Consider the following 13,224-nt stretch of genomic DNA (forward strand, 5'->3'; position numbering starts at 1 on the left):
GCGTATTTCTTGATGCCGGCGCCGACCTGCTCCATCACCTTGAGATTGATGCTCAACAGGTCGTCGCGGCTCATGCCCGGCTTGCGCGGCACGCCGGCGGTGACGATGCAGACCTGGGCGCCGTCGAGCGCCTCATAGGAATTGGCGCCGGTGAAATGGGCGTCGAAACCGTCGACCGGCGAGGATTGCGCGATATCCAGCGACTTGCCCTGCGGCACGCCCTCGGCGATGTCGAACATCACGACGTCGCCGAGTTCCTTCAGGCCGATCAGGTGTGCCAGCGTTCCGCCGATCTGACCGGAGCCAATCAAACCAATCTTGTCGCGCGCCATGGGAAATCTGTCCTTTGAAGGTCAAGCGGGAGGATGCAAGAAAGCTGACAGGCTGGTTATCCCTTTCGACCGGCCCGTTCAAGTCGCGGCGTGCCCAATTGTCGGGCCACGCGCCCCGGAATGACGGCTTACGCCGTCAAGTCTCCACCAGCCCGGCGCTCGATCCGCTCGCCGAAGAATCCCCGCGCCCGTGAGGCAGCGCCAGATAGGATTCCGAGCTCATCTCGATCAGCCGCGACGACGTCCGCTTGAACTCGTTGGCCTCATAGCCGTCGGTCGCCAGATAGAGCGATTGCGGTTCGGCTGCCGCCGAGGCCATCAGCTTCACGGCATTGTCATAAAGCGTGTCGATCAGCGCGATGAACCGCTTGGCGGCGTTGCGCTCGGGATAATCCATCACCGGAATGTGGTCGACCATGATGGTGTGATAGTCATGCGCGAGCCGCAAATAGTCGGAAGCCGCCAGCGGCTTCTCGCAGAGATCGGCGAACGAAAACCGCGCCACGCCGTCGACCGAACACGGCACGTGCAATCTGCGGCCCTTGATCGAAATGTCGCGTGGCTTGCATCTGGCATTGCCGGTCATTTTGGCCCAGGCCTTGTCGAGCGCAGCGTCGGCGCTCGCATCCGCCGGCACCAGCCACATCTTCACCCCAGTGAGCTTTTCCAGCCGGAAATCGGTGCGCGCATCGAGCCGCAGCACGTCCATATGATCGGAGATCTGCTTGATGAAGGGCAGGAACAGCGCCCGGTTGAGACCGCCCTTATACAGGTCTTCCGGCGCGACATTGGAGGTCGCCACCACCACGGTGCCGAGTTCGAACAGTCTTGCGAACAGCCGCCCCAGGATCATGGCGTCCGCGATGTCGGTGACATGGAATTCGTCGAAGCACAAAAGCCAGGCCTCGTCGAAGATCGCCGCCGCCGTGAGACCGATCACGTCGGCGTCGGCGAGCTCGCCGCGCGCGATGTTCTGTCGGTAACCGTAGATCCGCTCATGCACCTCGGCCATGAATTCGTGGAAATGGGCGCGGCGCTTGTGGGTAACCGAACTGTGCTGGAAAAACAGGTCCATCAGCATGGTCTTGCCGCGACCGACCTCGCCATGGATGTAGAGCCCGCGCGGCGGCGCCTCCTTCTTGTCGGCGAACAGCCGGCCGAGCAGGCGCTGCTTGCGAACGGGCTTGTAGTTCGACAATCGCTGCTCGAGGTCGGCGAAGGCGTCGGCAGCCTTCGCCTGCGCGGCATCGGGCTCGATCGCGCCGGAGGAAACCAGGGCCTGATAATGGGCGCGGAACGAGGCGGCGGGAGGAGACAGCATGCCCCCCTTTCGGCCTCAACATGGAGAAAAATGCAAGCCGAGAATTGATGCTGGGGGTATGCGCTTTGTTCTCTCTCCCGGACTAACGATCTCGTGTCCCGGACCCGGCTTAGCGTCCCTTCGGGGGCGCGCGGCAGGGCCTGGACCAAAATCGCGAAAACAACCCCATGCAAAGTAGGGTGGACCCCGGCTCGCGGCACTCTTGCTGTACAGCGTCCGGGCACGAGAAGCGGGATGAGCTTTGATTGAATCGGACGGGCGGCGAGTCCCAAGGCTGAAACAACGAATGATGCGGCGCAAATGCCAACTGAAGTCAGGAAGTGAATCCAGCGCCGACCGATTGCCTCCTGGTGTGAGCCACGAGCCCGCAACAGCGCCTTCCCCTTCTCCCGTCAGGGACAATCCCCGACCCGCCGCATCATGGTCAGGATGGACTGTTTCGGCGCTGCCGCGACCAGCACCTCGATAGTCTGTCGCACCAGATCCTTGCTGAACTCGTAGGTGAGGGTCGACTTGGTCCCCGGGCACAGCCAGGTGAACCTGAAGCCGTTCTCGGTCGTCTCGGTTTCGCCGAGCTTGCAGCCCTGCTTGACCAGGTCCGACTTGCGGTACTGGCCGATCTCCTCGTCGCGGAAGGCGCCATAATCAGCTGACGCGATGCAGAGACGGCTCTTGACCGGCGCATTCGGGAGCGCCGAGTTGCGCGCCTCGGTCTCGTACATGCCGGGGGAGAAGGTCGGCTTCGGATCGGGCAGCGGCCCCGCAGTTTGCGCGCCGGCGGCCGAGACCACGGCGAGCATGATGAGGGACGAAATGAGCAGGGGCTTGGTGAACACTGGTCTGGTCTCCAGTCCTGATTGGACAATAAAGCTCAGTCGACGTTGGCGCGAGGACGGTTCAAAGCACCCGCCGAGAGGCGCGGTTGTGCTCACGGCTCTGACCGGCCGTAGTCACGCTCGACCTTGCAGATCCGGATGAAGTAATGGCTGTACCAGATCTCGCGGCTTCTCAAGGAATCTCGCCCCGGTGCCGCAGATCGCTTTGCCCATCCCGTGCAAGCACGCGCAGCGATTGCCGCCTCACGCGCTCAGCGTGTAGGAATCCTCGACCACGTAGGGCCCGCCGCCGGTGGAGGCGCGCGAGGAGAACAGCACGAAGCGCTGGGCCGTGAACACCCGCGTCGGAAAATAGCCGCGCACCGACAGATAGTCGGCGACGTCCTGGTTGGAGGCGTCGCGCAGCCGCGCCAGCGTCACATGCGGGGTGAATTTGCGCCCCTCGGGATCGAGCCCGATGCGCTGCATCAGCCGCTCGAGTTCGGCCTGCAGTTCGATCAGCGGCCGGCTCGGTACCACCTGGGCCACCACCGCGCGCGGCTTCTTGCCGCCGAAGCTGGAAAGGCCCTGCAAGGCCACCTCGAACGGCTTGCGGTTGACCCGAAACAGCATCGAGGCGATTTCGTTGGCGGCGATGCCATCGATATCGCCGATGAAGCGCAGGGTGAGGTGATAATTTTCGGGGTCGATCCAGCGGGCGCCGGGAAGGCCACCCCGCAAATTGGAAAGCGTCTGGCCGATCTCGGCCGGAATTTCCAGTCCAGTAAACAAACGCGGCATCGCAAGACTCCCGATGCTGGGGCCCGATCCCGGGAAAGATCACGCCCTGTAACAAGTCCGGTGACGAATCACCGATCACTGATTTCTACAGTAGTTATGTGACTCTGCGAAGCAGGCAGCGTTAACAGATCGGAAACCTCCCGGAAAAACACGGCGTTAGGGTTAGCGCTGCCCGCTTTTCAACTGCGCTGCCCGCTAATCGTGCCGAGAAATGCCTGCACCATAGGCAAAATATTCTTGACGATGACGTCGACGCCCTCAGCCGTCGGATGGATGCCGTCCGCCTGGTTGAGCGCCGCATCCGCGGCGACACCTTCCAGGAAAAACGGATAGAGCGGCACCCCGAACGATTTGGCGAGATCCGGATAGATCGCGTTGAAGCGCGCGGCAAAATCGCTGCCATAATTCGGCGGCGCCAGCATTCCGCACAACATCACCGCGATCCCGCGCGCCTTCAACCGCGTCAGGATGTCCGACAGCGCCGCGCGGGTGACCGCCGGATCGGTGCCGCGCAGGGCATCGTTGGCCCCGAGTTCGACGATCACGCCGTCGGTGCCCTCGGGCACCGACCAGTCGAGCCGGTCGCGGCCGCCGGAGGCGGTATCGCCGGACACCCCGGCATTGACGATATCGACCGCCATCCCCTTGGATCTCAAGGATTTTTGAAGCCGCTCCGGAAATGCCGTGGCGGCCGGCAGGCCAAGCCCGGCGCTCAGCGAATCACCCAATACGACGAGCTTGATCGGCTTTGCCGCGGCGGCGGGCTGACCCTGGGCCAGGGCCGTCCCCGCCGTCATCAAGGCCAGGCCCAACACGAGTATGTGCACGAACGTCGAAGCCCGCCTCTCGACCCGGCGAGCCGAAGTGCCATATGACCGAGCCATGGACAGTCTCATCGATTCCTCATCATTGGCCGGCCTCGAGCCGGACACCATTTCCATAGAGAACGTCAATCTTTCGCTCGGCTCGGGGCCGGCGCGCGTTCATATCCTCAAGGATATCAGCCTGAGGGTGGCACGGGGTGAAGCGATCGGCCTGATCGGGCCGTCAGGCTCGGGGAAATCCACACTCCTGATGGTGATGGCGGGACTGGAGCGCCCCGACAGCGGGGAGGTGGTGGTCAATGGCACCCCTTTCAATGCCCTCGACGAGGACGCGCTGGCGCGCTTCCGCGGCCGCCAGGTCGGCATCGTGTTCCAGTCATTCCACCTGATCCCGACCATGACGGCGCTGGAAAATGTCGCGGTGCCGCTGGAGCTGGCCGGCAATCCCGATGCGGCGAAGCGCGCGGCGCAGGAACTCAATTCGGTCGGGCTCGGCGATCGCCTGCACCACTATCCCACCCAATTGTCCGGCGGCGAACAGCAGCGCGTGGCGCTGGCCCGGGCGCTGGCGCCCGATCCCGCCATCCTGGTGGCGGACGAGCCGACCGGCAATCTCGACGAGGCGACCGGCAAGCAGATCGTCGATCTCCTGTTCACCAAGCACGCCGAACGCGGCATGACGCTGGTGCTGGTGACCCACGACACCGCGCTCGCCGAGCGTTGCGATCGCGTGGTGCGGCTACGCTCGGGCCGCATCGACACCCTGCCTGCGGATCGCAAAGCCGGCGCATGACCATTGCTTCTGAAGCCATCGAACGCCGCCGTCCGCCGTCGCTGGCGCTGCGCTTTGCGCTGCGTGAATTACGCGGCGGCCTGCGCGGCTTCTACGTCTTCATCGCCTGCATCGCGCTCGGCGTGATGGCGATCGCCGGCGTCGGCTCGGTAGCCGCCAGCCTCGCCGAGGGACTGGCGCGCGAGGGCCGCACCCTGCTTGGCGGCGACGCGTCGTTTTCCCTGATGCAGCGCGAAGCCAAGCCCGATGAAATCGCGTTTCTGCGCGCGCATGGAGAGGTCTCGGTGGCGGCGACGTCGCGGACCATGGTGCGCGCCGCCGACGGCAAGCTCGCCTTGGTCGAACTCAAGGCGGTCGACGACAGCTACCCTTCGCTCGGCCGACTGACGCTGCAGCCGGACATGCCGCTCTCCGATCTGTTGGCTGAGCGCGACGGGGCGTTCGGCGCGGCCGCCGATTCCACGCTGCTGGCGCGGCTCGATCTGAAACTCGGCGACCTCGTCACCATCGGCAGCGCGAGTTTTCAAATCCGAAGCGTGGTCGATGCCGAGCCCGACAAGCTCGCCGAAGGCATCGGTCTCGGTCCGCGATTCCTGGTCAGCATTGCCGGCCTGCGCGCCACCGGCCTGATCCAGCCCGGCAGCCTGGTGCGCTGGCTCTACCGTGTGAAGTTGCCCGACAACGCGGCCAGCGATCGCGCCACCGAGTCCTTCATCACTGAGGCGAGAAGCGCGTTGCCGCAGGCCGGCTGGGGCATCCGCAGCCGCAGCAATGCTTCGCCGCAGCTCGAGCGCACCATCAGCCGTTTCACCCAGTTCCTCACTCTGGTCGGGCTTGCCGCGCTTTTGGTCGGTGGCGTCGGCGTCGCCAATGCGGTGAAGAGCCATATCGATCGCCGCCGCGACGTCATCGCCGCCTTCAAGGCGCTAGGCGCCACCGGGCGCGATGTCTTTGCAATCTATCTGACCCAGGTGATCGTGCTCGCCGGAATTGGCTCCGCGATCGGGCTTGCCGCCGGCGCCGCACTGCCTTTCGTCATCGTCGGGCTGTTCGGCAAACTGTTGCCGCTGCCGGTGGTGCCGGCGCTGCACGGGGGCGAACTGGCGCTGTCGTTCGTCTATGGCCTGCTGACCGCGCTCGCCTTCGGGCTGTGGCCGCTCGGCCGGGTCCATGACGTGCCGGTGGCGGCGCTGTTTCGCGAAGAGATCACAGCCGAATGGCACCGCCCGCGCTGGCGCTATCTCGTCTTGATGGCCTTGGTGATCGCGTTGTTGATCGCGGTCGTGATCGGGCTTGCCTATGACAAGCGGATCGCGGCCGTGTTCGTCGTCTCTTCGATGGCCGTGTTCGTGCTGTTGCGCGGCATCGCCGCCGCGGTCATGGCTGCGGCACGCCGCCTGCCGCGGTCGCGCTTCACCATGCTGCGGCTTGCGATCGCCAATATCTACCGGCCGGGCGCATTGACGCCATCGGTGGTGATGTCACTCGGCCTCGGGCTCGCGGTATTGGTCACCATCACCCAGATCGACGGCAATCTGCGGCGGCAATTTTTGGCGGCGCTGCCGGACCATGCGCCGTCGTTCTATTTCATCGACATTCCGACCGCCGAGGCCGTCCAGTTCGGCGAATTCCTGAAAACCGCCGCGCCGGGATCGACAATCGAGGACGTGCCGATGCTGCGCGGGCGCATCGTCTCGGCCCGCGGCGTCAAGGCGGAAGACCTCAAGGCCTCGACCGACGCCGAATGGGTGCTGCAGAGCGACCGCGGCCTCACCTATACCGGCGAGATCCCGAAAGGCTCCAAGGTAGTCGAGGGCCAATGGTGGGGCGCGGATTACAACGGCCCGCCGCTGGTCTCGATGGAGAAGAAGATTGCCGACGGGCTCGGTCTGAAAATCGGCGACGAGATCGTCATCAACGTGCTCGGCCGCAACATTCCGGCGACCATCGGCAATTTGCGTACGATCGACTGGCAGGCGCTGGGCATCAACTTCGTGCTGGTGTACTCGCCAGGCGCCTTCAAGGGCGCGCCGCATACCCATGTCGCGACCCTGACCGAGACCCATCCGGATTCGGCCGGGGATGCGCGGATCATCAAGGCGGTCGCCGACGCCTTCCCGACGGTGACGAGCGTACAGGTCCGCGAAGCGATGGAAACCATCGGCAACGTCGTCACCAACCTGGTGCTGGCGATCCGCGGCGCCAGCGCGGTGACGTTGATCTCCGCCATCCTGGTGCTGGGCGGCGCGCTCGCCGCCGGCCATCGCCACCGGGTCTACGACGCGGTAATTCTGAAAACCCTGGGCGCGACCCGCGCGCGGCTGATCGGCGCCTATGCGCTGGAATATCTGATGATCGGGTTTGCCACCGCGGTTTTTGGCGTGATTGCGGGGTCGGTGGCGGCCTGGCTGATCGTGACCCGCCTGATGACGCTGAGCTTCGTCTGGCAGGCCGGCAGCGCCGCAGGCGTCGTGGCGGCGGCGCTGTTGGTCACGGTGGGCCTTGGGCTCGCCGGAACGCTGGTGGCGCTCAACCAGAAGCCGGCCACGGTGCTGCGCAATTTGTGACAAACTGGAAACAATTGGCCGCGCGCCAATGCAATTCTCCGGGCATTGTCCGCGACTCTCCGGGCATTGTCCGCGACCCGTCATTCGTGCTCCCGGAGCGACATTCAGCCGCGCATGGAAGCTTGCAGCGGATGTGCTAGATTCCCACATACCAATCGGGTCGGACGCCGCTTGATGACCGAAAGTTAATGTCAGCCATCGGCGGTATCTGAGATAGGTTTCTGACCGGCGCCGCAAACCCCTTGCGCTCCGCCGGACCAACAACGGGAATTCGACAATGTCGGACCTAGACCGCAATTATAATTCTCCTTTTGGCCGGGCCGCCGGGCGCGTTGACGCCGCGGCCGTCGACGCCGGTCTGCGCGCCTACATGCTGCGCATCTACAACTACATGAGCATCGGCCTGGCCATCACCGGGCTTGCCGCGCTCGGTGTCTACATGGCGGCGGTGACCAGCGATCCCTCCGGCGCCGCGGCCAAGATCGGCAGCGCCTTCCTGACGCCGTTCGGCTACGCGATGTTCGTGAGCCCGCTGAAATGGCTGTTCATCCTGGCACCGCTGCTGATGGTGTTCGCGATCTCGGCCGGCATCAACCGTCTCGCGCCCGCGACCGCCCAGATGCTGTTCTGGGTGTTCTCGGCGCTGATGGGCGTTTCGCTGTCCTCGATCTTCCTGATCTATACCCACACCTCGATCGTGCGGGTGTTCTTCATCACCGCGGCGACCTTCGGCGCGCTCAGCCTCTACGGCTACACCACCAAGCGTGACATGAGCGGGATGGGATCGTTCCTGTTCATGGGTCTGATCGGCATCATCATCGCGAGCTTCGTCAATATTTTCCTCGGCAGCTCGATGCTGCAGTTCATGGTGTCGGTGATCGGCGTGCTGGTGTTCGCGGGGCTGACCGCCTACGACACCCAGCGGCTGAAGAACGACTACATCTACGGCTACGCCTCGCAGGGCGGCGCGGTAGCGGAACGCGCGTCCATCCTCGGAGCACTGTCGCTGTATTTGAACTTCATCAACCTGTTCACGCTGCTGTTGCAGCTGCTCGGCCAGCGCGACTGAGCGCTTGAGCCTCAGCGGACGAATTCGAGCCCCGGCCTCACCGCCGGGGCTTTTCTTTTGCGACCTCGTCATGGCCGGGCTTGTCCCGGCCATCCACGTCTTTCTTGCTGCAACCCCAGTAAGACGTGGATGCCCGGCACAAGGCCGGGCATGACGAAAGAAAGTTGATCAAACCCCGCCGACTGATATCCTTTCGTCATGTCCTCGCTCGAGATCAGGCCCACGACCGCGGCCGACCTGCCTTCGATTACCGCTATCTACCAACACGCGGTGCTCCACGGCACGGCGACCTTCGAACTAATTCCGCCGGACCTTGCCGAGATGACGCGGCGGTTCGCCGTGCTGATGGAGGGCGGCTTTCCCTATTTCACCGCTGTCCTCGACGGCCGCGTGGTCGGCTACGCCTATGCCGGCGCCTACCGGCCGCGGCCGGCCTATCGCTTTACGGTGGAGAATTCGGTCTATCTCGATCCGGCGATCCATCGCCGCGGCATCGGCCTGCAGCTGATGGTGCGGCTGATCGCGGAATCGGAGGCGCGCGGCTATCGCCAGATGATCGCGGTGATCGGCGATTCCGCCAATGCCGGATCGATCGGCGTGCACAGGAAATGCGGATTCGACATGATCGGCACGCATCCCAATGTCGGCTTCAAATTCGGCCGCTGGCTCGACACCGTGATGATGCAGCTCGCGCTCGGCGACGGCGGACGGACAGTACCGGCCGAAGCGTAGCCCGGATGGAGCGCTTGCGAAATCCGGGGCCGGTGCCTCGTTCGTCCCCGGATTGCGCTACGCTCCATCCGGGCTACAAGAATTTCATGGCTACACCACCGCCAGCTTGCGGTCGATCACCAGCAGTACGCGGTCGAGTTCGTGGCCGCGCCGCAGGATCAGTCCGGTGGCCGAGATCACGCTGTAGATGCCCTGCTTGCGCGCGAGCCGCGGATCTTTTTCGATGCGGTAGATCGGCACCTCGGAGGCGCGGCGGAATACCGAGAACACCGCGCGGTCGCGCAGGAAGTCGATGGCATAGTCGCGCCATTCGCCATCGGCGACCATGCGGCCGTACAAATTGAGGATGCGATGGAGTTCGAAACGATTGAACGTCACCCGTCCCGGCAAAGTACCCGCAGCGGCGTTGCGCGCCGCTGCGTGGCTCTCGCTTGGATCGGCTTCCTCCGACATCGAACTCATGGAGCGCCTCCTTGTCACATGAGCTATATGATTGCGCCAACGGCGCGCGGCTGCAAGGGGGCGGATAGTCGGCCAAACCCGCTTTGGCCCGCGACGGATCGTCCCGTGCGTCGTTTCCAGCCGGAAACACCTCGTCACGGGATCGTTAGCGCAATCATAATACCGCCCTACTTCCGCCAACCGACCGCCCCGCTGGATTGCGACAAGACAATCCTGCGTTGGCCCGGTCCTTTCGGTTCCGGATTCCTCAGCCCCCAGCCCCCCGGGGTCGTCGGGATCGGGCCTGTTCGCAGAGAATTATCCCCATACTGGGCCAACGAAAGTTGGTCCTTTTTCTTTTTGGGGACCAATCATTCCGGGGCGCTCGTTCAGCGCAGCTGAATGAGCGAACCCGGAATCTCTCCCAGGTAACTGCTGGATTCCGGGTTCGCGCTGAAGAAGCGCGCCCCGGAATGACGAGAAGTAAATTTCAGTGCAGGGGCGTGTAGGCCGCGCCCAGCATCGGGCCGGGCTTGTCGCGGCTGCCGTCCTGGACGAACACCGCTGCGCCGTCGATGCCGTCGCGGGAGATGTTTTCCAGCGGCACCGTCCAGCTTCCGGCCTTTCCGTTCCAGTCGCCCACCTTGAGCAGGTTGCGCACCACATTGTGGTAGGTCACCTGACGGCCGCTGTTCTCGCCGCGGCCGATCGAAATCGGCACCGCTTTCGAGATCGAGCAGATCCAGACTTCGCCGTGCATGGCGGCTGGGCCCTTGCCTGCGGCTGCGACCGAAACATTGATCTCCTTGCCGGCTTGCGTCATCGTCACCGGCACCGACATCACGCCTTCGTCCTTCCTGGTGGCGTCGATGGCGTTTTCGATGCCGTCGCGGTCGCTGCCGATCACATGCACCGATCCGTTGACCACCACTTGCGGCGTGTAAACCTCGCGATCGCCGCGCACCTGGGAATAGGCCTTCTGGCGGGCGCTGAAGCGCGCATCGGCCAGCGTATCCTTCCAGCCGAGATAATCCCAGTAATCGATCGGCATGCTCAGCGCGATCACCGACGGGTCCTTGGCGAGTTCGCCGATAATCTTGTCGGCGGGCGGACATGACGAGCATCCCTGCGAGGTGAACAGCTCGATCACCGCGCGCGGGTCGGCATGGGCCGGCCGAACGATTGCGATCATCGCGCAGACGCCGAACGCACCCGACCATCGCGAAATCGAATGACGCGAAATCGAACGACGCCTGATCGAACTATGGGCCATCATCACTGTCATACCGGTAACCGGACATCACCTACATCATCGAGCGTCAACATTTTAATCTTCCTGAACGCGGAACGTCCCCGAACGCACCCCGCTTTTCAAAGCAAAGGCGGCCCTTTCATAGGCCGCCTCTCCCTGCCCCGCTACTCACTTCGCAGTGAGCCGCCGGTCATAGCGCACCCTCACGCCGCCAGCTTGCGCAGCACGTATTGCAGGATGCCGCCGTTCCGGTAGTAGTCGAGTTCGTCGAGCGTATCGATCCGGCACAGCAGCGAAATGCGCTGTAGCGCGCCGTTTCCGGACACGATCTCCGCGGTCAGCTTCTGCCGCGGTTTCAGGTCTCCCTGCAATCCCCGTATTGTTACGGTCTCGTCGCCCTTCAATCCGATCGACTGCCAGGACGCGCCTTCCTCGAAGGTCAGCGGCAGCACGCCCATGCCGACCAGGTTGGAGCGATGGATGCGCTCAAAACTCTGGCAGATCACGGCGCGGACGCCGAGCAGCCGGGTTCCCTTCGCGGCCCAGTCGCGCGACGAGCCGTTGCCGTATTCGGCACCGGCAAACACCACCAGCGGCACCTTCTCTTCCTGGTACTTCATCGCGGCATCGTAGATCGACATCTGCTCGCCGTCGGGCCAGTGCTTTGTAAGGCCGCCCTCGGGGATATTGCCGTCGGCGCCCCTGAGCATGAAGTTCTTGATGCGGATGTTGGCGAACGTGCCGCGCATCATGATTTCATGGTTGCCGCGCCGCGTGCCGTATTGATTGAAGTCCGCGGGGCGCACCTGGTGCTCGGACAGATATTTTCCGGCAGGCGAGGTCAACTTGATCGCGCCGGCCGGCGAGATGTGGTCGGTGGTGATCTTGTCGCCGAACATCGCGAGAATCCGCGCGTCGACCACGTCGACGATCGGCTCCGGCTCCTTCTTCATGCCTTCGAAGTAAGGCGGGTTCTGCACATAGGTCGAGCTCATGTTCCAGCGATAGGTTTCGCTTTCCACGGTCTTGATCTTGCGCCAGTTGGTGTCGCCCTTGAACACGTCGGCGTAGCGCTTCTTGAAGATCGTCGAGGTGACGTACTTCTTCATGAAGGCGTTGATCTCTTTCGTGGTCGGCCAGATATCTTTCAGATACACCGGCTTGCCGTCCTTGCCGGTGCCGAGCGGCTCGACCGCCAGATTCTTGGTCACCGATCCCGCCAGCGCATAGGCCACCACCAGCGGCGGCGACGCCAGATAATTGGCTTGCACGTCCGGGCTGACGCGGCCTTCGAAGTTTCGGTTACCCGACAGCACCGCGGCGGCGATGATGCCGTTGTCGTTGATCGATTTTGAAATCTCTTCCGGCAGCGGGCCGGAATTGCCGATGCAGGTGGTGCAGCCGAAGCCGATCAGGTTGAAACCGACCTTGTCGAGCTCGGCCTGCAGTCCGGAATTGCTGAGATACTCCGCGACCACCTGGCTGCCCGGCGCCAGCGATGTCTTGACCCAGGGCTTTGCCTTGAGGCCCCTGGCCGCCGCGTTGCGCGCCAGCAGGCCCGCGCCGATCAGCACGCTCGGATTGGAAGTGTTGGTGCAGGAGGTGATCGCGGCGATCACCACGTCGCCATGGCCGATATCGAAATTGTGATTGTCGACCGCGAAGCGTTTTTCGGCTTCGCCCGGCTTCTTGTACTCGCCCGCAAGCGCGGTGCCAAAACCCTCGGCGACCGCCGGCAGTGCGACCCGGCCCTCGGGGCGCTTCGGACCGGCCATCGACGGCACCACGGCGGCGAGATCGAGCGTCAGCGTTTCCGTGAACACGGGATCGGCCGATTTGGCGGTGCGGAACAGGCCCTGCGCCTTGGCGTAGGCGGTGACCAGCGCGACGCGGTCGGCCTTGCGGCCCGAGGTTTTCAGATAATCGATGGTCGCGGCGTCGACCGGGAAGAAGCCGCAGGTTGCGCCATATTCCGGCGCCATGTTGCCGATGGTCGCCTTGTCGGCCACCGAGAGATAATCGAGGCCGGGGCCGAAGAACTCGACGAACTTGCCGACCACGCCCTGCTTGCGCAGCATCTGCGTCACCGTCAGCACCAGGTCGGTAGCGGTAACGCCTTCCTTCAACTGTCCCTTGAGCTTGAAGCCGACAACTTCCGGCAGCAGCATCGACAGCGGCTGGCCGAGCATCGCGGCTTCCGCCTCGATGCCGCCGACGCCCCAGCCGAGCACCGCAAGGCCGTTGACCATGGTGGTGTGCGAGTCGGTACCGACAAGC

General features: G+C 63.9%; 12 protein-coding genes. 4 read left to right on the forward strand and 8 right to left on the reverse strand.

Features of this window, described 5'->3' with window-relative positions:
• The 5 genes from VK804_RS23570 to VK804_RS23590 all read right to left on the reverse strand — a co-directional run.
• Positions 1-332, reverse strand: a 332-nt coding sequence (locus VK804_RS23570) for a lactate/malate family dehydrogenase (protein ID WP_414642837.1), incomplete at its 3' end; no start/stop codon positions are given.
• Positions 333-468: 136 nt separating this feature from the next.
• Positions 469-1,653, reverse strand: a complete 1,185-nt coding sequence (zapE, locus tag VK804_RS23575) for a cell division protein ZapE (protein ID WP_325374706.1) — start codon at positions 1,651-1,653, stop codon at positions 469-471.
• Positions 1,654-2,045: 392 nt separating this feature from the next.
• Complete coding sequence (locus tag VK804_RS23580) at positions 2,046-2,489, reverse strand: hypothetical protein (RefSeq protein WP_325374707.1); 444 nt, start codon at positions 2,487-2,489, stop codon at positions 2,046-2,048.
• Between the two features lie 243 nt (positions 2,490-2,732).
• Positions 2,733-3,269, reverse strand: a complete 537-nt coding sequence (gene thpR, locus VK804_RS23585) for an RNA 2',3'-cyclic phosphodiesterase (RefSeq protein WP_325374709.1) — start codon at positions 3,267-3,269, stop codon at positions 2,733-2,735.
• Positions 3,270-3,448: 179 nt separating this feature from the next.
• A complete protein-coding gene (locus tag VK804_RS23590; RefSeq protein ID WP_325374731.1) occupies positions 3,449-4,096 on the reverse strand; it encodes an arylesterase in 648 nt (215 codons plus the stop codon).
• Between the two features lie 55 nt (positions 4,097-4,151).
• On the opposite strand from VK804_RS23590, the gene VK804_RS23595 reads away from it, so the two are divergent.
• The 4 genes from VK804_RS23595 (at position 4,152) to VK804_RS23610 (ending at position 9,254) form a co-directional block, all read left to right on the forward strand.
• The gene (locus tag VK804_RS23595) at positions 4,152-4,886 is read left to right on the forward strand and encodes an ABC transporter ATP-binding protein (protein WP_325374710.1); all 735 of its coding nucleotides are present in this window, start codon (positions 4,152-4,154) and stop codon (positions 4,884-4,886) included.
• Positions 4,883-7,453, forward strand: a complete 2,571-nt coding sequence (locus tag VK804_RS23600; protein WP_325374711.1) for an ABC transporter permease — start codon at positions 4,883-4,885, stop codon at positions 7,451-7,453. The genes VK804_RS23595 and VK804_RS23600 overlap by 4 nt, the downstream gene beginning before the upstream one ends.
• Before the next feature lie 277 nt (positions 7,454-7,730).
• A complete protein-coding gene (locus VK804_RS23605) occupies positions 7,731-8,522 on the forward strand; it encodes a Bax inhibitor-1/YccA family protein (RefSeq protein ID WP_325374713.1) in 792 nt (263 codons plus the stop codon).
• Positions 8,523-8,720: 198 nt separating this feature from the next.
• Entirely contained in the window at positions 8,721-9,254 is a 534-nt protein-coding gene (locus VK804_RS23610; RefSeq protein WP_325374714.1) for a GNAT family N-acetyltransferase, read from the forward strand.
• Between the two features lie 90 nt (positions 9,255-9,344).
• On the opposite strand, the gene VK804_RS23615 is transcribed toward VK804_RS23610, so the two are convergent.
• The 3 genes from VK804_RS23615 to acnA form a co-directional block, all read right to left on the reverse strand.
• The gene (locus VK804_RS23615; protein ID WP_325374716.1) at positions 9,345-9,716 is read right to left on the reverse strand and encodes a DUF2794 domain-containing protein; all 372 of its coding nucleotides are present in this window, start codon (positions 9,714-9,716) and stop codon (positions 9,345-9,347) included.
• A gap of 469 nt (positions 9,717-10,185) precedes the next feature.
• Complete coding sequence (locus VK804_RS23620; protein WP_325374718.1) at positions 10,186-10,980, reverse strand: DUF1223 domain-containing protein; 795 nt, start codon at positions 10,978-10,980, stop codon at positions 10,186-10,188.
• A gap of 170 nt (positions 10,981-11,150) precedes the next feature.
• A partial coding sequence (gene acnA / locus VK804_RS23625) for an aconitate hydratase AcnA (protein ID WP_325374729.1) occupies positions 11,151-13,224 on the reverse strand: 2,074 nt, incomplete at its 5' end.

It is taken from the genome of Bradyrhizobium sp. (assembly GCF_035484855.1).
Classification (GTDB): domain Bacteria; phylum Pseudomonadota; class Alphaproteobacteria; order Rhizobiales; family Xanthobacteraceae; genus Bradyrhizobium.